This window comes from Mesorhizobium sp. B2-1-3A (assembly GCF_006442655.1).
Lineage (GTDB): Bacteria > Pseudomonadota > Alphaproteobacteria > Rhizobiales > Rhizobiaceae > Mesorhizobium.
Genome location: NZ_VFWK01000004.1, coordinates 75,869 through 97,163 on the forward strand (window position 1 = coordinate 75,869; position 21,295 = coordinate 97,163).

The 21,295-nt window shown below is 62.8% G+C and carries 24 protein-coding genes; 12 read left to right on the forward strand and 12 right to left on the reverse strand.

Features of this window, described 5'->3' with window-relative positions; all coding sequences use genetic code 11:
• The first annotated feature begins 47 nt into the window (after positions 1-47).
• Positions 48-242: a hypothetical protein gene (locus FJ977_RS16045; RefSeq protein WP_140772965.1), complete on the forward strand. Its 195-nt coding sequence runs from the start codon at positions 48-50 to the stop codon at positions 240-242.
• A gap of 79 nt (positions 243-321) precedes the next feature.
• On the opposite strand, the gene FJ977_RS16050 is transcribed toward FJ977_RS16045, so the two are convergent.
• The 6 genes from FJ977_RS16050 to FJ977_RS16075 all read right to left on the reverse strand — a co-directional run bounded on the left by FJ977_RS16050 (position 322) and on the right by FJ977_RS16075 (position 5,007).
• Positions 322-1,296, reverse strand: coding sequence for a methyltetrahydrofolate cobalamin methyltransferase (locus tag FJ977_RS16050; RefSeq protein WP_056572581.1), 975 nt, complete (start codon positions 1,294-1,296; stop codon positions 322-324).
• Between the two features lie 82 nt (positions 1,297-1,378).
• On the reverse strand, positions 1,379-2,470 hold the full coding sequence (locus tag FJ977_RS16055; RefSeq protein WP_140772967.1) for a methylenetetrahydrofolate reductase: 1,092 nt from the start codon (positions 2,468-2,470) through the stop codon (positions 1,379-1,381).
• Entirely contained in the window at positions 2,467-3,063 is a 597-nt protein-coding gene (locus tag FJ977_RS16060; protein WP_140772969.1) for a methylenetetrahydrofolate reductase C-terminal domain-containing protein, read from the reverse strand. The genes FJ977_RS16055 and FJ977_RS16060 overlap by 4 nt, the downstream gene beginning before the upstream one ends.
• Positions 3,056-3,358 (reverse strand): virulence factor, encoded by a 303-nt coding sequence (locus FJ977_RS16065; protein ID WP_056572575.1) that lies wholly within the window; start codon positions 3,356-3,358, stop codon positions 3,056-3,058. The genes FJ977_RS16060 and FJ977_RS16065 overlap by 8 nt, the downstream gene beginning before the upstream one ends.
• A gap of 204 nt (positions 3,359-3,562) precedes the next feature.
• Positions 3,563-4,345, reverse strand: coding sequence for a formyl transferase (locus FJ977_RS16070; RefSeq protein ID WP_140772971.1), 783 nt, complete (start codon positions 4,343-4,345; stop codon positions 3,563-3,565).
• Positions 4,346-4,431: 86 nt separating this feature from the next.
• The gene (locus tag FJ977_RS16075) at positions 4,432-5,007 is read right to left on the reverse strand and encodes a DUF4893 domain-containing protein (protein WP_140772973.1); all 576 of its coding nucleotides are present in this window, start codon (positions 5,005-5,007) and stop codon (positions 4,432-4,434) included.
• 151 nt (positions 5,008-5,158) lie between these two features.
• Here FJ977_RS16075 and FJ977_RS16080 point away from each other — a divergent pair, with 151 nt between their 5' ends.
• A complete protein-coding gene (locus FJ977_RS16080; protein ID WP_140772975.1) occupies positions 5,159-6,082 on the forward strand; it encodes an NAD(P)-dependent oxidoreductase in 924 nt (307 codons plus the stop codon).
• On the opposite strand, the gene FJ977_RS16085 is transcribed toward FJ977_RS16080, so the two are convergent.
• Positions 6,079-6,717, reverse strand: a complete 639-nt coding sequence (locus tag FJ977_RS16085) for a DUF1638 domain-containing protein (RefSeq protein ID WP_140772977.1) — start codon at positions 6,715-6,717, stop codon at positions 6,079-6,081. The genes FJ977_RS16080 and FJ977_RS16085 overlap by 4 nt on opposite strands.
• A gap of 54 nt (positions 6,718-6,771) precedes the next feature.
• Here FJ977_RS16085 and FJ977_RS16090 point away from each other — a divergent pair, with 54 nt between their 5' ends.
• The gene (locus FJ977_RS16090; protein ID WP_019858698.1) at positions 6,772-6,909 is read left to right on the forward strand and encodes an entericidin A/B family lipoprotein; all 138 of its coding nucleotides are present in this window, start codon (positions 6,772-6,774) and stop codon (positions 6,907-6,909) included.
• Positions 6,910-6,994: 85 nt separating this feature from the next.
• Here the strand turns inward: FJ977_RS16090 and FJ977_RS16095 are convergent, their stop codons facing one another.
• Positions 6,995-7,693 carry a B12-binding domain-containing protein gene (locus FJ977_RS16095; protein ID WP_027046950.1) on the reverse strand — a complete coding sequence of 233 codons (699 nt, stop codon included), beginning with the start codon at positions 7,691-7,693 and terminating at the stop codon, positions 6,995-6,997.
• 284 nt (positions 7,694-7,977) lie between these two features.
• On the opposite strand from FJ977_RS16095, the gene FJ977_RS16100 reads away from it, so the two are divergent.
• The 5 genes from FJ977_RS16100 to FJ977_RS16120 all read left to right on the forward strand — a co-directional run bounded on the left by FJ977_RS16100 (position 7,978) and on the right by FJ977_RS16120 (position 13,299).
• Positions 7,978-9,552, forward strand: coding sequence for a trimethylamine methyltransferase family protein (locus tag FJ977_RS16100; RefSeq protein ID WP_140772979.1), 1,575 nt, complete (start codon positions 7,978-7,980; stop codon positions 9,550-9,552).
• A gap of 97 nt (positions 9,553-9,649) precedes the next feature.
• Positions 9,650-10,333 (forward strand): 4Fe-4S dicluster domain-containing protein, encoded by a 684-nt coding sequence (locus tag FJ977_RS16105; protein ID WP_181179884.1) that lies wholly within the window; start codon positions 9,650-9,652, stop codon positions 10,331-10,333.
• Positions 10,334-10,435: 102 nt separating this feature from the next.
• Positions 10,436-11,113 (forward strand): FadR/GntR family transcriptional regulator, encoded by a 678-nt coding sequence (locus tag FJ977_RS16110; protein WP_140772981.1) that lies wholly within the window; start codon positions 10,436-10,438, stop codon positions 11,111-11,113.
• A 26-nt stretch (positions 11,114-11,139) separates the two neighbouring features.
• Positions 11,140-12,417, forward strand: coding sequence for an MFS transporter (locus FJ977_RS16115; protein WP_181179975.1), 1,278 nt, complete (start codon positions 11,140-11,142; stop codon positions 12,415-12,417).
• A gap of 144 nt (positions 12,418-12,561) precedes the next feature.
• Complete coding sequence (locus tag FJ977_RS16120; protein WP_140772985.1) at positions 12,562-13,299, forward strand: dienelactone hydrolase family protein; 738 nt, start codon at positions 12,562-12,564, stop codon at positions 13,297-13,299.
• Positions 13,300-13,316: 17 nt separating this feature from the next.
• Here the strand turns inward: FJ977_RS16120 and FJ977_RS16125 are convergent, their stop codons facing one another.
• Positions 13,317-13,868 (reverse strand): chromate transporter, encoded by a 552-nt coding sequence (locus FJ977_RS16125; protein WP_140772987.1) that lies wholly within the window; start codon positions 13,866-13,868, stop codon positions 13,317-13,319.
• Positions 13,868-14,422, reverse strand: coding sequence for a chromate transporter (locus FJ977_RS16130; RefSeq protein WP_202321836.1), 555 nt, complete (start codon positions 14,420-14,422; stop codon positions 13,868-13,870). The genes FJ977_RS16125 and FJ977_RS16130 overlap by 1 nt, the downstream gene beginning before the upstream one ends.
• A 222-nt stretch (positions 14,423-14,644) precedes the next feature.
• On the opposite strand from FJ977_RS16130, the gene FJ977_RS16135 reads away from it, so the two are divergent.
• The 3 genes from FJ977_RS16135 to FJ977_RS35810 all read left to right on the forward strand — a co-directional run bounded on the left by FJ977_RS16135 (position 14,645) and on the right by FJ977_RS35810 (position 17,991).
• On the forward strand, positions 14,645-15,205 hold the full coding sequence (locus FJ977_RS16135) for an RNA polymerase sigma factor (RefSeq protein ID WP_140772991.1): 561 nt from the start codon (positions 14,645-14,647) through the stop codon (positions 15,203-15,205).
• A 2-nt stretch (positions 15,206-15,207) separates the two neighbouring features.
• A complete protein-coding gene (locus FJ977_RS16140) occupies positions 15,208-17,358 on the forward strand; it encodes a VWA domain-containing protein (RefSeq protein WP_140772993.1) in 2,151 nt (716 codons plus the stop codon).
• Between the two features lie 363 nt (positions 17,359-17,721).
• Complete coding sequence (locus FJ977_RS35810; protein WP_181179885.1) at positions 17,722-17,991, forward strand: hypothetical protein; 270 nt, start codon at positions 17,722-17,724, stop codon at positions 17,989-17,991.
• 15 nt (positions 17,992-18,006) lie between these two features.
• Here FJ977_RS35810 and bmt read toward each other — a convergent pair whose 3' ends face one another.
• Both bmt and FJ977_RS16155 read right to left on the reverse strand, forming a co-directional pair.
• Positions 18,007-19,029 carry a betaine--homocysteine S-methyltransferase gene (gene bmt, locus FJ977_RS16150; RefSeq protein WP_181179976.1) on the reverse strand — a complete coding sequence of 341 codons (1,023 nt, stop codon included), beginning with the start codon at positions 19,027-19,029 and terminating at the stop codon, positions 18,007-18,009.
• Between the two features lie 108 nt (positions 19,030-19,137).
• Positions 19,138-19,995 carry a helix-turn-helix transcriptional regulator gene (locus tag FJ977_RS16155; RefSeq protein WP_140772996.1) on the reverse strand — a complete coding sequence of 286 codons (858 nt, stop codon included), beginning with the start codon at positions 19,993-19,995 and terminating at the stop codon, positions 19,138-19,140.
• A 229-nt stretch (positions 19,996-20,224) separates the two neighbouring features.
• Here FJ977_RS16155 and FJ977_RS16160 point away from each other — a divergent pair, with 229 nt between their 5' ends.
• Positions 20,225-21,235, forward strand: a complete 1,011-nt coding sequence (locus FJ977_RS16160; RefSeq protein ID WP_140772998.1) for a fatty acid desaturase — start codon at positions 20,225-20,227, stop codon at positions 21,233-21,235.
• The last annotated feature ends 60 nt before the right edge of the window (positions 21,236-21,295 follow it).

A 21,295-nucleotide genomic window follows, 5' to 3' on the forward strand; every position in this document is an offset into this window, starting at 1 on the left:
TGTCGATACCGTTTAACGGATCGTCTCAGGATTGGGCGGAATGTCTGATGGTCCAGAGACCGATCATGTCCGATCTCCTGCTTTCCGGCATATTCACCGCCTTCACCATGGTGCGGTTGCTCAAGGGGCCATGGCTGCGCAATTCGCAATGCCTGGCCACCGGAATCACAGGCGGCGCGACCGGTATATTCGGATCGTGGACGGGAATGGCGTTGTTCGACGCCATACAAGGCATCGCCTGAACGCAAAGCAGACGCGTCCGACCGCATCAATGATGCGATCGGTTCAGCGTGGTTTGCGGTTCGGTTCACGATTGCGCGCTTATCCCCTGGCCATCCGGGCTTCACGGCCGCCGCGCCGGCGTCCGCCATTGCCGCCGCCTTCGCCGGGAGCATTGACCTGCGTCGGCGCCGCAACCGCCTGGCCGCCTTCGGCAGGCTTGTAGTCCTTGTAGGTCCTGATCCAGTTGGTGCAGTTCTCGTCGGTGCCGTTCAGCACATTGGCGCCGCGCACGGCTTCCATTTCCTGCGGCCGCACCGGGTTCATGATCGCCGAGGTCATGCCGGCGCCGATCACCATCGGGATGAAGGCGGCGTTGATGCCATGGCGATGCGGCAGGCCGAAGGAGATGTTGGACAGGCCGCAGGTGGTGTTGACCTTGAGTTCCTCGCGCAGGCGGCGCAGCAGCGCGAACACCTGGCGGCCGGCGTCGCCCAGCGCGCCGATCGGCATGACCAGCGGGTCGACGACGACGTCGTGCGCCGGAATGCCGAAATCGGCGCAGCGCTGCACGATCTTCTTGGCGACGGCGAAGCGCACGTCCGGATCCATCGAAATGCCGGTCTCGTCATTGGAGATGGCGACGACCGGGACGTTGTATTTCTTGATCAGCGGCAGGATGGCCTCGAGCTTTTCCTCCTCGCCGGTGACGGAGTTGACCAGCGGGCGGCCCTTGGCGACCTTGAGTGCCGCCTCGATCGCGGCGGTGACCGAGCTGTCGATCGACAGCGGCAGGTCGACGAGACCCTGCACGATCTCCAGCGTCTGTACCAGCAGCGCCGGCTCTGTCGCATTGGGATCGACCGCGGTGACGCCGGCATTGACGTCGAGCATGGTGGCGCCGCAGGCTGCCTGTTCCAGCGCGTCCTTGATGACGGTCTCGAAATTGCCGGCCACCATCTCGGCGGCGAGCTTCTTGCGGCCGGTCGGGTTGATGCGCTCGCCAATCACGCAGAAGGGCTGGTCGAAGCCGATGATGATTTCTCGTGTCGCCGAGGCAACGATGGTCCGGGTCATGAAATCTCTCCGTCGTGATATAAAGAGTTCTTTATATCGTTATCTCTTTTCGATCAAGCAAATGCTGATGCTCCGCACGGGATCAGTGCGCGGTCTTCACCATATCCACCTGGGTTTCGGTAATCTCGTCATGCAGGATGTGGTCCAGCCGATCTGCAACCATCTGGTCGTCGCGACGGATTTCGCGCTTCCAGGGCTGGCGGCCCTTGAGCACGCCCGATTCATCGACGATCTCGGCGACATATTCCTCCTGGCGGTAGGCCATCACATGGATGCCCGAAATACCTGGGATTTCCTTCACCTCGTTGATGATGTCGATGCAGAGCTGCTTGCCTTCCTTCTTCTGGTCCTGGGCACCCTCCAGCCGCTTGATGACGGCGTCCGGGATATGGATACCCGGCACGTTGGAGCGGATCCACTTGGCGGTCTTGGCCGAGGCGAGGGGGCCGACGCCGCACAGGACGAACACTTTCTCGGTATGGCCGAGGTCGCGGGCCTTCTGCATGAAGGTCTTGAACATCGGGACGTCGAAACAATACTGCGTCTGCACGAACTGCGCGCCGGCGGCGATCTTCTTGCCAAGATGGATCGGGCGGAAATCGAAGGGCGGCGCGAACGGGTTGACGGCAGCACCCAGGAAGACCTGCGGCGGCGTCGTCAGCTTGCGGCCGGACAGGAACTTGCCGTTGTCGCGCATGATGCGGACGGTTTCGAGCAGCGACATGGAATCGAGGTCGAACACCGGCTTGGCGCCGGGCTGGTCGCCGGCCTGCACGCCGTCGCCGGTCAGGCACAGCATGTTGGCGACACCCATGGCGGCGCCGCCCAGCACATCGCCCTGGATGGCGATGCGGTTCTTGTCGCGGCAGGCGATCTGCATGATGGGAGCATAGCCCATGCGGGTCAGAAGCGCGCAGATGCCGACCGAGGACATGTGGCAGTTGGCGCCCGAGGCATCGACGGCATTGATGGCGTCGACCCAGCCATCGAAGATCTTCGCCCTGTTGTAGACGTCCTCGGGATCGGCGCTGTCTGGGGGATTGAGCTCGGTCGTCACCGCGAATTCACCGCGCCGCAGCACGCGCTCCAGCCGGCCGCGAGAAGAGTGGCCGGGCAGGGGATCGAGCGGCAGGTGAATGCCGGCCGGGTTTTCGTCGCGCTGGCGAGCGGTCATGCGGCGGCTCCGGTCTTTGGCGCGGCAGCGGCTTCACGGGTCGCCGCCGCCTGCGCGGTGACCCGCAGCCAGGCTGACGTTTCGCGCAACGACTGGTCGACCGGCTTCTGCACGGCCAGGATCTTGTCGCTATTGACCATGTTCTGCGAACCTTCCCAGGCCTTGACCCAGACGCAGGGCATATCGGGCTCGACCTCGCAATTGCCGTTGGCGCGCACGCCGCCGCAGGGACCGTTGCGCAGCTGCTTGGGGCAATTCATCGGGCATGACATGCCGGTCGAGGACAGGATACACTGGCCGCACATGCGGCAGTCGAACATGAAGCCCTTGACGCGCTTCTCGACGAATTTCACCGGAGCCTCGACGCGACCGTAGCCGATGCCCTTCCACAAGGGGTGCAGCAGCAGAAACATGTCGGCGAAGCGGGCGTAAAACCATTCGAGCAGGCGAGAATGCCGGATCGACCACAGCCTGACCGCGAAAGAACGCTGCACGCGCCGCTGCGGCGACACGTCGGCCGGCTTGTAGTCGGATTTCGGCGCTGCCTTCTTGACCAGGGTGGCCTGGGTAACCGCCGGGTTCGTCTCAGACATTTTCTTTCCCGCCCGCCTTGACCAGAGCGACCAGCCGCTCGCGGTCGTATTTCGCATCGAGCTCCTGAAAAGCCTTTTCGACCTCGGCTTCGAGGTCGTCGCCAACCGGGACCGGATCGGCCTTGCGCCATTCGGCCAGATAGTCGTCGGTGCCGCCGGCGCCGGTGCGCATGGCGCACATGTCGATGGCCTCGGTGAAGCGCAGCGGCAGCTCACGCTTGGCGTTCTGCCGGCCCTTCTTGACGATGACCTGGGCAGGGATGTCGCGCCAGTAGACGACGATAAGATCGGCCATGAATTCTCGCTCCTCGAACTATCGAGCATTGCCGCATGCGCAATGGGGCCGCTTGTTATGGGACGACGCGCGCGCATTCAAAAGCGACGCATTTCAATGTCGTAAAATGAAAGGTGTCTTTATTCGTTTGCGACGTGCATCTGCGGCAGGTTCGGCATGCCGAAAAAGCCATCCTGCCTTATGCAGTGCCGGGCTGAAAAGAGCCTACCAGATTCCGGTTCTGAGGCCGGTCCAGACGTAGAACCAGATCGTCGGGTGATACCATTGTTTCGAAGCCAGGCCCGGGTCGATCGTCGTGAGTTTTCCGGCCAGTGCATCGCGCACGGCCTCGACGCAGATGTCGCGTGAGAACGCCGCCTGGCGCAGCGCGTGAGTTGAGATGGTGTCGCCTTTTTTCGGTCTGCCGCGGGCCTGCTTCAGCACGCCGCCAGTGTCGACGCCAGCGTCGACGAGATGGACAGTCGTGCCGAAATTCTGCGCGTCGCCTGATACCAGAGCCCAGTAGCCACCATTCATGCCGCGATATTTCGGCGTGATGCCCGCATGGTAGTTGAGCACCGGGCAAGGCATCTTGCTCAGCATCCCGGCCGAAATCAGCCGGCAACCGTTGAGCAGCACGACGCCTGGCTGGATCTTCTGGATCGCCTGCAGGCACTCAGGCCCATTGGCCGAGGCCACCTGGATGATCTCCTGGCCCGGTCGCGGCTCGACCTCAAGTTTCTCCTCCGCGATCAATCGCGCGCCATGGCTGGCCAGAAGCCGCTTGCCCAACCTGCTCAGCACCATCGTGCCAAGCTGGCCCATGGCCGAGACCCAGCCCTGGCGGCGAGCCCGGCCACGCAGCAATTGCTTTTTGGATTCAGGGATTTCGAGGATGACGCTGACAGGGCCAACGCGATCGGCGATTGCGTTGATCATGGCCCAGACATGCTGGCCGCCGCCGGTCACGACGACGATCGGCGCGCTGGTTGCTCCCGGTGAGGACATTGCCACTTCCCTGCCTTGCATGCGGCCGGCTGCCGCGTGCTGGCCGGATTTTGTGCCGGAAGGGGGTTAAATCTTGATGACCACGCTCAGCGCTTGAACTCGATGATGTCGAGCTTCGATTCGTAATAGGGCGCGGGAAGTTCGATGCGCCATTCGCTGGCGCTGGTGCGGAAGGCATAGCCGACCTGGTCGGTCTGCGGGCCGCTGCCGTAAGATTTGGCCCGATCGTTGTTGACGGAGCCGGAGCCGAGATAGATTGCGCGCTTCTCGTTGTCGTCGAAGAAGCGGCCTTGGGTTCGCTGCGACCCGCTGATCTTTTCCAGCCGCCACCCGGAGCCGTCGTCGGTCACCTTGCACTTGAACCAGCCATAGATAACGAGTGGGCTCAACCCGCCCGCCTTGATGGTGCGACACTTCCAATTGCCGGTCAGGTCTTTGTCGGAGAACGACACCAGCGGCTTCGCCAGCAAGGCATCGAGCTGTTTGACATCGGCCGGATTGCCCGCCTTCGCCTCGGCAAGCGCTGCCTTGCGCGTCTCGCCATACTTGTCGAGACGGGCCTTGTCGGCAGGCGTGATCAGCTTCTGCACCTGGCCGTCGGCAAGCGTGGGCAAGGTGCAGCAGAGCAGGCCGATGGCCGCGAGCAGTGGGCGAAGGATCATCTGGAACTCCCCGAGTCTCTAAAATGGCAGTTGAAAATGGCAGTTAATGTCCGGAGCGGCGCTTCTGCCGGCTGATGGCTGACTTTACCGGGTCGCTCGCGCCTGTCATCCGTGCTTAACAGCGTCACCGTCAAAAATCATGGTGGGGCGCATGCGAATCTTGCTCACGGGATCGTCGGGTTGGCTGGGCAGCGCGCTGGCGCCGCGCCTGCGCGCGCTTGGCCACGAGGTGATTGGCCTCGACCCTGTTCCATCTGTTGAAACGCAGATGATCGGCTCGATCGCCGATCGTGACCTGGTTATGCGGGCGGTCGGGGATAATGGCATCGAAGCCATCATCCACAGCGGCGCGCTGCACAAGCCCAATATAGAGAGCCGCGCCAACAGCGATTTCGTCGCCACCAATGTGCAGGGCACGCTCAACCTGCTCGACGCGGCGGTGGCGACCGGCGTCGAACGCTTCGTCTTCACCTCGACAACCTCGCTGATGATCTCGCAGGCGATACGCGACGGCTTCAAGGGTGGCGCGCGCAAGGCGGCATGGCTGACAGAAGCGATGTCGCCGGAACCGCGTAATATCTATGGCGTGACCAAGCTCTCGGCCGAACATCTCTGCCGCCTCTATCATCTTCAGCACGGCCTGCCGGTGGTCGTCCTGCGCACGGCCCGCTTCTTTCCCGAGGCCGATGACATGGCGCATGCGATCGAACAATCGGATGCCAACACCAAGGCGAACGAATTGCTGTTCCGGCGGCTGACGGTGGAAGATGCGGCCGAGGCCCATGTCGCCGCGCTGGAGAAGGCGCCGCAGCTTGGCTTCGATACGTTTATCATCTGTGCGCCGACGCCGTTCCAGCCCGACGACTGCGATGCGCTGATCAGGGATGCGCCGTCGGTTGTCGGGCGCTATTTCCCGGGCTTCGCGGCGCTCTACGCGCGCAAGGGTTGGACGATGTTTTCCTCCATCGACCGGGTGTATGACGCGTCGCGGGCGAGGGACAGGCTGGGTTTTGTCTGCAGGACGAGCTTTGCCGATGTGCTGGCGGCGCTAGGCGCGGAGAACGGGCCGGGCTAGATCAATTCACCCGTTTTTGCCGCTTGCGCGATCCCCGCGGTCAGGTCGCCATAGCCGGTCGCGCGACGCTCATAGGCGAGGCCGAGCAGGACGGCGGCCTTTTCCGCGACCTTGTCGAGCTCGGGATCATCGGTCTGGGCGAGATAGATCAGCTTCTCGTAGTTGCCGAAATAGTCCTTGATCAGCTCCGGGTGCTTGTCGAGGCCCAGCGGCTTCATGAAGAAGGCATCGAACTGGCGGCACAGGAAATCCGTCATGTAGAACGACATCATGTCGTCGTCGGCAACCTTCGCGTAGGCTTCCATGCCTTGATAGAAGGCGAAGCAATGCGGGCCAGCCATGCGCTCGACGCCATGTTTCTCGATGACGCGGTCGAGCAGGCCACCGGTGCCGCAATCGGCATAGCCGACGAAGATGTGCTCGTAGCCCTCCGCCTTGGCCTTCCCGATCGCCTTGTCCATGGCGGGCGCGATGCGGTCGGGATAGAAGTGAAACTCGGCAGGCAGGCAGGTCAGGTCAAGGTGATCAAGCCCGAGCTGTTCCTTGACGGCCAATACCTCGCGCGCAATCATTCCGCAGGCGATGACGAGCAGCCTGTCTGTCTGATTCGGTTTCGTTTTTTGCGTCTTGACCAAGTCGAGCCGGCTTTCGCTGCGGGGCTAATCTATCTGTCGAGGGAGACACCGTCCATGAAACTGCTGCGCATCGCGCCAATTGCCATTCTTGCCTGTGCCTTGGCCCTTACAGCCTGCGCCAACACCATTCGGGGCGTCGGCAAGGATGTCAAATCGACGGCAAGGGCTGTCAAAGACACTGTCGCCAACTGATCGGCGGCCTCATCCATCATCTGGGAACAAAAAAGCCGCGCTGCAAGGCGCGGCTTTTTCTGTTTGTCCATCCTGATGCCTTGGATCAGGCGGAAGCGCGCACGTTGTGCTTGCGCTTCATGAAGTCCTTGGCGGTCTCGACCGCCACCGCGGCATCGCGGCAATAAGCGTCGGCGCCGACGGCCTTGCCGAATTCCTCGTTGAGCGGGGCGCCGCCAACCAGCACGACATAGTCGTCGCGGATGCCCTTTTCCTTCATCGTGTCGATGACGACCTTCATGTAGGGCATGGTCGTGGTCAAAAGCGCCGACATGCCGATGATGTCGGGCTGATGCTGCTCGATCGCATCGAGATATTTCTCGACCGCGTTGTTGATGCCGAGATCGATGACGTCGAAGCCGGCGCCCTCCATCATCATGCCGACCAGGTTCTTGCCGATGTCGTGGATGTCGCCCTTGACGGTGCCGATGACCATCTTGCCCTGCTTCGGCGCGCCGGTGGCGGCAAGCAGCGGGCGCAGGATGAACATGCCGGCCTTCATCGCGTTGGCGGACAGCAGCACTTCGGGAACGAAAAGGATGCCGTCGCGGAAATCCTCGCCGACGATGCGCATGCCTTCGACAAGCGCCTCGGTCAGCACCTTGTAGGGCACCCAGCCGCGCTCCAGCAGGATGCGCGTGCCTTCCTCGATCTCTTCCTTCAACCCGTCATAGAGGTCGTCGTGCATCTGCTGCACCAACTCGTCGTCGGAAAGTTCAGAAAGGATGATCTCGTCGTCGGACATTTTAATCCAGCTCCTCACGGCATCGCGACTGTGTCGCAAGGCACAAAATATTGGCGTTCATACCTAACCCGCAACGGGCGGGTATCCATAGCTGATTTGCGACTTCCCGCAAAAGGAAAGCGACTGGAAAATCTATTGGTTTTCTTGTCGATTTTGCGACAGGCGTTGGCGCGGACGGGCCGTTTCGAATAGGGTGCATGGCTACGATCCGGCGAAAGCCGCGCCATGCGGCCGCAACGGTTACGGACCGGCCCATATTAGGGCCCAGCCAGGGAAGAGCGATCATGAGCGAACACGCGGCAGTCGACCAGGAAGCGTCAAACGCGCGGCGTGGGCGCGGCGCGAGCGGCGGAGCCGCGGCTAGGCGCGCGGCGCGCTCCGGCGGCGGGCCCGGCACCCAGCTCACCTATATCAAGCGCAAGATCAACGTCTATGAGGTGCTCGACGAGGAAGGGCTGGCGCTGATCGAGAAGAACACCGACACGGTGCTCGAGGAAATCGGCATCATCTTCCGCGACGACGCCGAAGCGCTGCAGCTGTGGAAAGAGGCCGGCGCCGACGTCAAGGGCGAGCGCGTGCATTTCCCGAAGGGGCTTTGCCGTTCGCTGCTGAAGACCGCGCCGTCCGTCTATACACAGCATGCCCGCAATTCAGAACGCTCGGTGCAGATCGGCGGCAATGCCACGGTGTTCGCACCGGTCTATGGCCCGCCCTTCGTGCGCGACCTCGATGGTGTCAGGCGCTATGCGACGATCGAGGATTTCCGGAATTTCGTAAAACTCGCATATATGGCGCCGTCGATCCACCATTCCGGCGGTACTGTGTGCGAACCGGTCGACGTGCCGGTCAACAAGCGCCACCTCGACATGATCTATTCGCACATAAAGTACTCGGACAAGCCGTTCATGGGTTCGGTGACCGCGCCGGAGCGCGCCGAGGACACCGTCGCCATGGCCAAGCTCGTCTTCGGCGACGACTTCGTCGAGAACAACACGGTGCTGACCAGTCTGATCAACGCCAACTCGCCGATGGTGTTCGACGAGACGATGCTCGGCGCGCTGAAGGTCTATTCGCGGCACAACCAGGCCTGCATCGTCACGCCGTTCATCCTTGCCGGCGCGATGAGCCCGGTGACGGTCGCCGGCACGCTGACGCAGGTCCTGGCCGAAGTGCTGGCCGGCGCATCGTTCACCCAGCTGATCCGGCCGGGCGCGCCGGTGCTGTTCGGCACCTTCGCCTCGTCGATCTCGATGCAGTCGGGCGCGCCGACCTTCGGCACGCCGGAACCGTCGCTGGTCTCCTACGGCGCGGCACAACTCGCCCGCCGTCTCGGCCTGCCGTTCCGCACCGGCGGTTCGCTCTGCGCGTCCAAGGTTCCGGATGCGCAGGCCGCCTATGAAAGCGCCAACACGCTGAACTCGACCATCCTTGCCGGCACCAACTTTGTTCTTCACTCGGCCGGCTGGCTCGAGGGCGGGCTGGCGTCCTGCTACGAAAAATTCATGATGGACGTCGACCAGCTCGGCATGCAGCAGAAATTCGCCGAGGGCGTTGATCTCTCGGAGAACGGCCAGGCGATGGATGCCATCCGCCAGGTCGGGCCGGGCAGCCATTATCTCGGCTGCGACCATACCCAGGCCAATTTCCAGACCGCCTTCTACCGCTCTAACATCGCCGACAACAATTCCTATGAGCAGTGGCTGGCCGAAGGCGAAAAGACCGCGCCGCAACGCGCCAACGATCTAGCCCGCCGCTGGCTGGAGAGCTACGAGGCGCCGCATCTCGACCCGAGCATCGACGAAGCCCTGAAGGACTTCATCGCCAGGAAGAAGGGGTCGATGCCCGACGCCTTCACCTGAAAGGAGCCCGAGTCAGGCGGGGCTAAAGTCGCCAACATCATCCACAAGGAAGTCTGGCGGAGTGCCTTCTCCGATCCGGACAAGAAGGGATGACTTCGTGCGCGGCATGATCGAAGGGATCACGGCCGCGCTTGACGCCAACGGCCTCGTCCTGCGTGGCGGCTTTGCTTTTTCCGATAGCGATGCCCCTCATGGCGCTTCGGGTGCACCGGCAAGGTCCATTCTGCTGGTGGGGCAGGCGGGTGCCGCACCCTGGCGGCATTTCCTGCGCTGGCGAGAGCAACAACCCCAGGCAATCGCCAATCCGCTCGACACATGGTCACGCGAAATAATCGGCGCGATCGCGGAAAAATTTGGCGCCCGCGCCGTTTCGCCCTCGGACAAGCCCTATCTGCCGTTCCAGCAATGGGCGATGCGTGCGGAGGGGCTAAAACCGTCGCCGCTCGGTATTCTCATGCATCCGCAATACGGGCTCTGGCATGCCTATCGCGGCGCGTTGCTGTTCGAGGACGAGATCGCGCTTCCGGAGCGGGCTGATGCAGTCCACCTTTGCGACACCTGTATCGAGAAACCTTGCCTGAAATCCTGTCCGGTCGATGCCTATTCCAGGGAAGGCTTCGCCTACCAGGCCTGCCTGTCACATGTGCGTGGCGGGAATGGCGAACCGTGCCGGAGCGGCGGCTGCCTCGACCGCAATGCCTGTCCCTATGGCACCGCCTATCGTTATCCGCCGGAGGTTCAGGCCTTCCATATGGCGAGCTTTGCACGGGCCGGGAGCTGATCGTCGCCATTGCGTGGCGCTTGGACTTGCTGATGTGAACCTTGACGGCAGGCAAAAGCAGGCCTATTCATCAAGTCATCAGATGACTTGATGAATAGGCCGATGCAACCTGCCATCCGAACGAATCTTACCGACAGCGCAACCGGGAGCCTGCGCGCCGAAATCGTCGGCGGCCGCTGGGGCGTGGGCGAGCGCATTCCCAATGAGGCGGCTCTCAGCGACCTTCTCTCGGTTAGCCGCGGCACGGTGCGCGAGGCGGTGAGGGTGCTGGTCTCGCAAGGATTGCTGGATACGCGCCAGGGCTCTGGCACCTATGTGCGCTCGACCGTCGATTCATCGGCCGCGCTCGACCGCGTCAAGCGAACCGGCTTGCGCGACCAATGGGAGGCGCGGGCAGCGCTGGACCTGGAGGCCGCGCGGCTTGCCGCCTTGCGCCGCACACCCGCCGATCTCGTTCGGATGCGCCTGCTGCTTGCCGAGCGCGGCTCCGCCGCCAGTGGCGGGAGCGACGCCTTCATCCGGCGCGATCTCGCCTTCCACAAGTCGGTCGTCGCGGCGTCCGGCAACAGAGCGATGATGGAGCTCTACGACTTCTTCACCGCGGCCATCACCGAAACCATCCACGCCACCATCGACGGCGAACTGCCCGAGCCGGACCAGCAGGCGCATGCGGCGATCGTCGACGCCATAGCCGCGGGTGACCCCGACCGTGCGGTTTCCGCCGTCCGCGCTTTCATGGCGCCGGTGCTTGCCCAACTTGAAAGACTGCTTTCCCAATGAACCAGACGTTTCGTCAGCCCGCTCCGATGGCGCAATCCAAGGCCGTCGAGGGGCTGGATCTCATCGATGCAGAAGCCGATAGCTTGCCGAAGCCGCAGCCACCCGAACTGCGCAGCCGTGCCGCGCGCATCGTGCTTGGCGCAAGCCTTGTGCTGATCGCCTTCAACCTGCGGCCGCTATTTTCCAGCCTGTCGGTGCTGCTGCCCGAGGTGATGCAGGCGACCGGTCTTTCGACGACCGGCGCCAGCCTGCTGACCACGCTGCCGGTCTTGTGTCTCGGTCTGTTCGCCCCCTTTGCTCCCAGGCTTGCCCAGCGCTACGGGGCTGAACGCACCTTGCTTGGCGCGCTTGCGCTGCTGGCGCTGGGAACCGGGCTGCGCTGGTTCGGCTCGGTGCCGCTGCTGTTTGTCGCCACCTTCCTTGCCGGCGGCGCCATCGCCATCGGCAACGTGCTTTTGCCGGGGCTGGTCAAGCGCGATTTTGCCGGCAGTGCCGCCCTCATGACCGGGCTCTACACGATGGCCCTATGCGCCGGTTCAGCCGCTGCCGCCGGCCTCACCCTGCCGATCGAGCACTTTGTCACGGGCTCATGGTCGGGCGCGCTCGCCGCATGGGCGGTGCCGACATTGGTCGTGCTGCTGATCTGGATCCCGCAGGCGCTGGGCAGCCGGCGACAGGTCAGCCATCGCGGCTTTCGCGTCGTCGGTCTGTGGCGCGATCGCCTGGCCTGGCAGGTGACACTGTTCATGGGACTGCAGTCGGCGCTTGCCTATTGCATCTTCGGATGGCTGGCGCCGATCCTGCGCGAGCGCGGCTTCGACGCGGCCACCGCCGGCGCCATCGCTTCGGTGTCTGTCATGGCGCAGGTCATCACCTGCCTTGCCGTGCCTTCCATCGCGGTACGGCTCAAGGACCAGCGCGGCATCAACGTGGTGCTTGTTGGCATAGCGGTGGTCGCGCTGCTCGGCATTCTCTTTGCGCCGACTTCGACCGTGCTTTTCTGGGCAATCCTGCAAGGCATCGGGCAAGGTGGCCTGATCGCTGCCGCCATGACCCTAATCGTTCTGCGTTCGCCGGATTCGCATGTCGCCGCGCATCTTTCGGGCATGGCGCAAGGCGTGGGCTATGTGCTTGCGGCAACCGGACCGCTGTTGGTCGGCCTGATCCGCGGCTGGACCGGCAGTTTCTCGGAATCCGCCTTCCTGTTCGTCGCGCTTGGACTGGGTGCCGCCATCATGGGGTTCGGCGCCGGACGTGCGCTGCATGTCGGCGCCACGACCATGCGCATCGAGGGGGAAGGCTGATACAAGCCTTCCTCGACGCGGCCTCGGGAACCCGCCAACGCGTCACGCGATCCTGCACGAAATGTTGACCAAGGGGCTCAGGGAACGCCTTGCCGTGGCGGTTTGCGCGGATATGTATCGCTGATCTGATCAACGGAGCAGGCAATGGCGAAGCAGGACCTTCAGATCAAGACCCGTGACGGTGTGGCGAAGGCGGGCCTGTTCCGCTCGGCCGGGAACTCTCCAGCCAGGGCCGGCGTCATTGTCTACCAGGATGCGTTCGGTCCACGACCGGCGCTTGACGGCATGGCCGAGCGACTGGCGGGTGAGGGCTATGCGGTGCTGGTGCCCGATCTCTTCCACCGCAACGCGCCTTACGGGCCGTTCGATGCCAAGACAGCCTTCGTCGAGGAAAAGACCAAGGCGGCGCTGATGGCGCTGGTCACCGGCACGACACAGGAGATGACGATCAGCGACAGCGCGGCCTTTCTCGATGCGCTCGCCGGCGAAGGCGTCACCGGGCCTATCGGCACGGTCGGCTATTGCATGGGTGGTGCGCGGGCGCTGAACGCTGCCGCGTCCTATCCCGAAAAGATCAAGGCCGCCGCCAGTTTCCATGGCGGCAATCTCGCCAGCGACGCCGCCGACAGCCCGCACCGCAAGGCCGCGTCGATCAAGGCACGCGTCTATGTCGGCATGGCCGGCGTCGACAGGAGTTTCCCGCCGGAACAGTCGACCCGGCTGGAGGAGGCACTGCGGAACGCGGAGGTCGACCACACGATCGAGAACTATGTCGGTATGGCGCATGGCTGGTGCGTGCCGGATCACAGCGTCTACAACGAAGCCGGCGCCGAGCGGCATTGGCAAAGGCTGATCACGCTGTTTGCCGAAACACTGATCTGAGCCGTCGGGCGGATCGCCTAAACGAGGCCGATCGCATGAAGTCCGATGAAAATAGTCACGCCTGCGCCGATCAAAAGCAGCGGATTGACCTTGGTCAGGAGAAGCGCGGCGGTTGATGCCAATGCGATGGCGCGCGCGACCCAGCCGCCATCTATCGCCTGCAGCAACACGTAGGTCGCCGCGAGGATCATTCCGGCGGCGACTGGCCGGAGCCCTGTCTCCAGCGCTCGCTTCCAGCGTGCGCCGCCGTTGCGGGACCACAGATGAGCGACCGCGTAGATCAGAAAGGTGGTTGGACCGAAAATTGCCAGCGTTGAAACGACGGCGCCCCAAAAACCCGCGACTTGCCAGCCGATCAGCGTAACCAGCAGCGATCCCGGCCCCGGGGCCATGCGCGAGATGGCGAAGGCGTCGACGAATTGTGCCTGGCTCAGCCACTGATGGACGTCGACGACCTGACGGTTGATATCGGCGATGGCGCTCTGCCCGCCGCCGATGGTGACGAGGGAGAGCGGAGCAAAGACTGCCAGCAAGCTCAGCAACAACGATGTCTGTGGGGTCTCGCTCATCAACCTGCCCTGGCATAGGTGTAGGCGACGCTCACTGTCCCAGCCGCGAGAACGACCCAGAAAAGCGGCCAGTGCAGAAGTGCGACGGCAATGAATGTGCCGGCCATGATCGTCATGGGAACAACGTTTCGAGGCACCGCTCGCGCGGCCGTGATGCCCATCGAGAGCGACAGGCCAACGGCCGCCGCCGCGGCTCCGGTTAGCGCAACATGTGTCAGCGCATAGCGCGACAGTGAAGAGAATACCGTTCCCAGCAGGACTATGACGATCGCGGGCGGGACGATAATGCCGACAAAGCCAATAACGGCACCACGCCAGCCAAGCAGCCTGTAGCCGATCCAGACAGCCATGTTCTTGACGTTCACACCCGGGAGCGCCTGGGAAATCGACAGGCCGTTGAGAAATTCCTCCTGTGTCATCCACTTGCGGCTCTGAACAAATTCCCGCAGCAGCCAGCCGCTCAATCCACCGCCGAAACTGGTCAGGGCGATGCGTGTGAAAATCCAGAACAGCTGCGAGCAGCTGGGGGTGGACGGTGTTTCCGGTTCGGACATGTTCGACGTTCTGACCGTGGCCATCTACTTGCTGGACAAAGGAACCAGAGACCCGAGTCCATATGGAATTGCCAGCACCATGCTTGATGCCAGCGGGTCACTCTTTCTTGCGCCGGATGTGAAGCCGTCCCGGCGGGTGATTGAGCGCTAAAGCGCTGGGCGGAAAAAAATCTTTGCATCACCCCAAGGATCATCCATTAGCCTTCGTCCAACAGGCAAATGATGGCGATGATGCTGGATGAGAGCGAAGCCTCCGACGCCGAACTGATCGGGCGGGCGAAGGGCGGAGACAGGGGGGCCTTCGGCAAATTGCTGGAGCGTCACTACGACTTCGTCTATCGCGCCGCCTATCGCTGGTGCGGCAAGAAGGCGGATGCCGAAGACATCGCCCAGGAAGTCTGCGTCCGGCTCGGCAAGGCTATCCGCGACTATCGCGGTGGCGGCGCCTTCACGACATGGCTCTACACCATGACGATGAACGCGGCGCGCGACATGATGCGCAAGACCGCCCGCGAGACGGTCAAGACCGAGGCTTATGGCGTCCATGCGCTGATTTCGGGCGAGGCCCCGGCCGAGAGCGAGGATCCGGCCGAGGCGCTGTGGGCAGCGGTGCGGCAGCTTCCGGACAAGCAGCGCGATGCGGTGCTGCTTGTCTATGGCGAGGGCCTGAGCCACGCGGCCGCCGCCGAGGCGATGGCGATCTCGGAGACGACGGTTTCCTGGCACATCCATGAAGCGAAGAAACGGCTGAAGACGCTGATGCGCTCGGCCGGGGAAGTGTGACCATGGTCGACGACAACGAACTCAAGAGACTGCGCGATATCGCAGCACCGGCGCCGGGCGAGAGCGCGAAGGCGCGCGCCTTCGAGGCCGCCATGCGCGCCTATGATCAGGAAAATATTTCTGCCGTCACCCAAGGATCGGTCGGCGGTCTTCGTCTCACAGAGCGAGCACAAAAGCTCTGGAGCGAGATCATGCAAAAGAAACTCATCGCCACGCCGGCCCTTGCCGGGCTCGTCGCCCTGCCGATCGCCGGATACGCCACTTTCCACCTGCTGAGGGAGCAGCCGCCCAAATTCGGCGGCGACGAAAAGATCACCGAGACGCTGGCTGACAAGCCGGCGACCGTGAAACCGGCCGAGCCGAAGCCGGCTCCGGCCGGGTTGGAGAAGGACAAGAAGGCCGACGCGGATGTGGAAAGCCGCGATGCGAGCGAGGCGCTTGTGGTGCCTGCCTCGCCGCCGAAATCAGAATCGACCGTTGCGGTCGGCGCGGCACAGCAGGAATCGGCAACGGCAAATGGCGCTCCCCGGCAGGATGCCGCTGGTGGTCAACGAGTGCAGATGAGCCTTGCTCCTCCGCCCAAGGCAACCGGTGAATTCGCCCTGGATGGCACCGTAAATGCTCCCAGCACATCGCGGGTCGCCCGCATGCCCGCGGCCGAGTCCAAGCTGATGGCGCCGCAGCCGGCCATGGCACCGGCCGATCAGATCGCGCCGCAGGAGGAGAACCGCAATCGCGTCCAGGATTTCAAGACCAATCCGGTGCATGCCGCACTGGAAGACCCGGTCTCGACCTTCTCGATCGATGTCGACACCGCTTCCTATTCCTTCGTGCGCCGTTCGCTGAAGGAAGGCTCCGTGCCGCAGGCCGACACGGTGCGTGTCGAGGAAATGATCAACTACTTCCCCTATGACTGGAAGGGGCCGGACTCGGCGTCGACGCCGTTCAACTTGACCGTCAGCGTCATGCCGACGCCGTGGAACGGGCACACCAAGCTGATGCATGTCGCCATCAAGGGCTTCGACATCAAGCCGACCGAGCAGCCGAAGGCCAATCTGGTGTTCCTGATTGATGTGTCGGGTTCGATGGACGAACCCGACAAGCTGCCGCTGCTCAAGTCGGCATTCCGGCTGCTGGTCAGCAAGCTGAAGGCCGACGACACGATCTCCATCGTCACCTATGCCGGCGAGGCCGGCACCGTGCTGATGCCGACCAAGGCCGCCGAGAAGGACAAGATCCTCAATGCCATCGATAATCTTCAGCCGGGTGGCTCGACCGCTGGCGAGGCCGGCATCAAGGAGGCCTACAAGCTTGCCCAGCAATCCTTCGTCAAGGACGGCGTCAACCGGGTGATGCTGGCCACCGATGGCGACTTCAATGTCGGCCAGAGCGACGATGATGATCTCAAGCGCCTGATCGAGCAGGAGCGCAAGAGCGGTGTCTTCCTGTCGGTGTTCGGCTTTGGCCACGACAATCTGAACGACCAGATGATGCAGACCATCGCCCAGAATGGTAATGGCACCGCCGCCTATATCGATACCCTGGCCGAGGCGGAAAAGGTGCTGGTCGAGGATGCCTCCTCGACGCTTTTCCCCATCGCCAAGGACGTGAAGATCCAGGTCGAGTTCAACCCGAACAAGGTCTCGGAATACCGCCTGATCGGCTACGAGACCCGGGCGCTGAACCGCGAGGATTTCAACAACGACCGCGTCGATGCCGGCGATATCGGCTCGGGCCATTCGGTCACCGCTATCTACGAGATCACGCCGAAGGGCAGCGGCGGCGAGCAGATCGACCCGCTGCGCTATGGCCAGGCCACGGTCAACAATGGCGGTGTCGCCAACGCGGATGAATATGCCTTCGTCAAGATCCGCTACAAGCTGCCCAACGAGGACGTCTCGAAGCTGATCACCACGCCGGTGACGTCGGCCAACGAGCTGGCGTCCTTCGACCAGGCCAGCACCGACCAGCGTTTCTCCGTCGCGGTCGCGGCTTTTGGCCAGAAGCTGCGCGACGAGGATGCGACCGCGAAGTTCGGTTACGACAAGATCATGGAGATCGCCACCGCCGCTCGAGGAGCCGACCCGTTTGGGTACAGGTCCGAGTTCCTCTCGCTTGTGCGCCTTGCCTCGGCGCTGGGCGGCAACCGGTAGTGGTGATACGGCCGGTTTCTTTCAGATGGGATCGTTCTGATACGGGAAACCGGCCTACGGGCGGGTGAGGCAGGCCGGCGAGGGGTCATTCCCTTGCCGGCCTTTTTTTCGGATCTATTGATATTCAGGTGAGACCGGCCTGCGAATGGCGGCTTCCTGCGCTTCCGGTGCTCACGTACTTTTAAGTACGCTCCGCTCCGGTTCTCGGAAGCCACCATTCTCGGCTCGGCCTGACCTGAATCTCAACAGATCCTGGCGCAGCGCTAAGCGGCATGATCGTTAAATTGCGCGGTATTTCCGGTACCGGATCGCAATGTCCTCTTGTTACACCGGGCTTGTTTACGGGGCTTGAGGGAGCCGGAATTGCAGACCAGGACTATCGCCAACTCGCCGCCGCCGGTGCGAGACGCTTCGCCGGTTTCATCAGCCCCGTCAGCCGAAACCAGACGCATCAGCGACGACGTCGCGCAGGCGCGTGACACCGCAATGTCGGCGCTGACCAACGACCGCTTTCGCTTGATGCTGGAACAGATCACCGACCCGGGTTCATCCGGTGCTCTGATGACGATGCGCGGCGACAACGTGGTCGATTTCAAGTCGGCGCAGTCAAGCTACGCTGACAATAGCGATTAACCCAAAGATATTGCTTCAGGCCCGGCTGCGGCGGCGCTCGCGGCGTGCTTCGCTGGTCTCGGCGGTGTTTTCCGTCGCTACCTTGTTGCGCATCGGACCGATGCGCTCGACGATCGTTTCGACCGTCGGGCGGCTGGCTTTGGTATGGGCGTCGAGCGCCTTGCGCATGGCGGCAAGGTGCTGGAACGAGGTGCCGCAGCAGCCGCCGACGATTTTCGCGCCGGCATCGACAGCGAGACGGACGTAGTCGGCCATCAATTCAGGCGTGCCGGAATAATGGATCTCGGTGCCGCGGAATTCGGGAATGCCGCAGTTGCCCTTGACGATCACCGTCGCCTGCGGCTTCGCCTCGGTCATGTCGAGCAGCGAGGCCAGGATATCGGAGGCACCGACACCGCAATTGGCGCCAACGCCGAGCGGGGCCTGCGACAGCCCGTCGGCCACGCCATGGATATCTTTCGGCAACAGGCCCATCATGGTGCGGCCGGCTGTGTCGAAGGAGCCGGTATAGGTGTAGGGCAGGCCGACGCGGATGGCGGCTTGCGCCGCGGCGCGGATTTCGTCGGGCGCCGACATGGTCTCGATCCAGGCCACTTCGGCGCCGCCTTCCTTGAGACCCTCGATCTGCTCGGCAAAGGCGTCGACCGCCTCGTCATAGGTCATGGCGCCGAGCGGCACCAGCAATTCACCGGTCGGGCCGACGGAGCCGGCAACGATCACCTTGCGGCCGGCCTTGTCGGCAACGGCCCGCGCAATCTCGGCGGCGCGCTTGTTCAGCGCATGCACGCGGTCCTGCGCATGGTGGAGCTTCAACCGATGGCGGGTGCCGCCGAAGGAGTTGGTCAGGATGATGTCGGCGCCGGCATCGACGAAATTCTGGTGCAGGCTGGTGATGGTGTCGGGCGCGGTCTCGTTGAGCAGTTCCGGCGCCTCGCCGGCCTCCAGACCCATGGCGAACAAATTGGTGCCCGTGGCGCCATCGGCCAGCAGCACGCCCTTTTCAGCCAGCAGGGCATCGATCGGATTGGTCGTCGTCATCGGATTGGCTTTCATATTTCGAATTCGAATAAGGATATAAAGAAGTCTTTATGTCTAGTCAATGATTTTGCAAGTGACGGGCTGCTCGATTACCGCGATGGCCGTCGATCAGGCAGAGCCTGACGGGAACGTCATTCCGGCCAGATTGCGCGCGAAGGCGGCGGCCTCGTGCGGGTTGACATCGGCGGCCCGGATCAGGTTGTCGAAGTGCTGGGTCAGTGCCTGAACCGGCTGGGTGGCGTTCAGCACGACGTACATGTCACCGACATAGATGGCGGCGCGATAGGGCCCGAAGATGGTGAGCGGGATCGAATAGCGCATGCGGCCGTCATAGAGAAACAGCCGGAAGGTCGGGTAGAGATCGTCAAGCAGCGTCGCCATATGGGCGAGCTGCTGCTGGCGATCGGCCTCCGGAAAACGGTCCCAGACGCCGAGGCCGCGGGCGAAAATCTCCAGCGTGTGGCGCGGCATGCAGACTTCCATGTCGGTTTCCGGGCGCCGGTTGTATTCGATGCGGTATTGCGTCTCGCTGGCCTGCGCCAGGCGGCTCCTGTTGGTGATGTTGGCCTCATAGTCGACCAGCGCGCGGGTCCGCAGCAGGTCGGGGATGCCGGCCGGCACGTAACGGATCTTGGTGCCCGCAGCCTCGGCGAACCATTTGGCGAGCAGGGTGCGGTCGAAACCGTCGGGCGCTTCCTCGATCTCCAGGCTTTCACGGATTTCGCCGGTGACGCCTTCGTCCTGACTGAGGCCGAGCAGCCAGTCGAGCGATACCTTGAATTCAGCGGCGATGTTGAGCAGCGTTTCGGCCCTCGGCAGGCGCGTCGAAGCGCCCGACATCAGCTGCGACAGTGCCGACCGGTCGATGCCGACCGCTGAAGCGAAGGCAGACTGGTTGAGATCCGATCGTGTCAGGAGCAGCCTCAGACGCTCCCGGAAGATTGCTGACAGGTCGCGTTTGTCCATCGTCCGGTTCTCCGAATCTTGAGGAAAAATTTGCGCCGAAGCGGCCCGGGGTCCGTCTCAGGCGTAAATGAATCCCTAAGGTTGTTTACAATGTGTAACATGTGCGGTCAAAAATGCGCAATCGCAACATTTTGTATACTTTGTCGCGTTGAGTGGAATCGTTTCTCCTGACACTATGCTGTCAGGAGCCATTGGGGGTTCCGGCGACTGAGGGGCAGTGGTCGATAGCATGACAGGCAAGAGCATCAAGCGACGCAACGCACCGGCCATCGAGTGGCCAACCACGGTTCTCGCTTTCTCCTGTTACGGAACGTGGCTTGCCATCGGTTTCCTGCTCTGGCCTTCCTACCCCATCTTGGCGCTCTTTCTCCTCGGCTTTGTCCTGGCACTGCAGTCGTCGATCATGCACGAAGTGCTGCATGGCCATCCGACGCGCAACGCGTTGATCAACGAAGCGTTCGTCTTCCTGCCGATCGGTCTTGTCTGGCCGTTCCGGCGCTTCAAGACGCTGCACTTGCGCCACCATGCCGACGAGCGGCTGACCGATCCACTGGACGATCCGGAAAGCTACTATCAGGCGCTGTGGCAGCACGACGAATTGCCGCCGACGATGAAATTCCTGCTCAAGGTCAACAACACCATGGCCGGACGGTTCTTCCTCGGCCCCTGGCTGTCCTGCATCGGCTTCTTCATCGACGACGCCAAACAGATCATGGCCGGCGACAAGGCGATCCGCAAAGCATGGCTGTTGCATGCGATCGGCCTCGCCATCGTGGCGCCTATCGTGCAGTTCGGCTTCGGCATTCCGCTTTGGCTCTACATTCTGGCACCGGTCTGGCTCGGTCAGTCGCTGATCGCGATCCGCACCTTTGCCGAGCATCAATGGTCCGAGCATCCGGAGGGCCGCACGGTGATCATCGAGCGCTCGCCGCTGTCGTTCCTGTTCCTGAACAACAATCTGCACTTCGTTCACCACAAGACCCCGACAGTCGCCTGGTACAAGCTGCCCAAGCTGTTTCGCGAGCGCCGCGACGAGTGGCTGCGGATGAACAATGGCTATGCCTATCCGAACTATTTCGCGCTGATCAAAGCCTATGCCTTCAAGGCAAAGGAGCCGATCGTGCACCCCGTGCTGCGTCGTGCGCCTGAGCACGGCCGGGCGTTCAAGCCACGCATCCGGGCCCGCAACATCAATGGGCTCGGCAGCGCGCCGGTGCCCGCCGAGCCGCCAAAGGAATAGTCCGGGCATCCCGGGATACGTGTCGGCCAATTCTGATTGGACGCCGCGTTTTTGCGATCC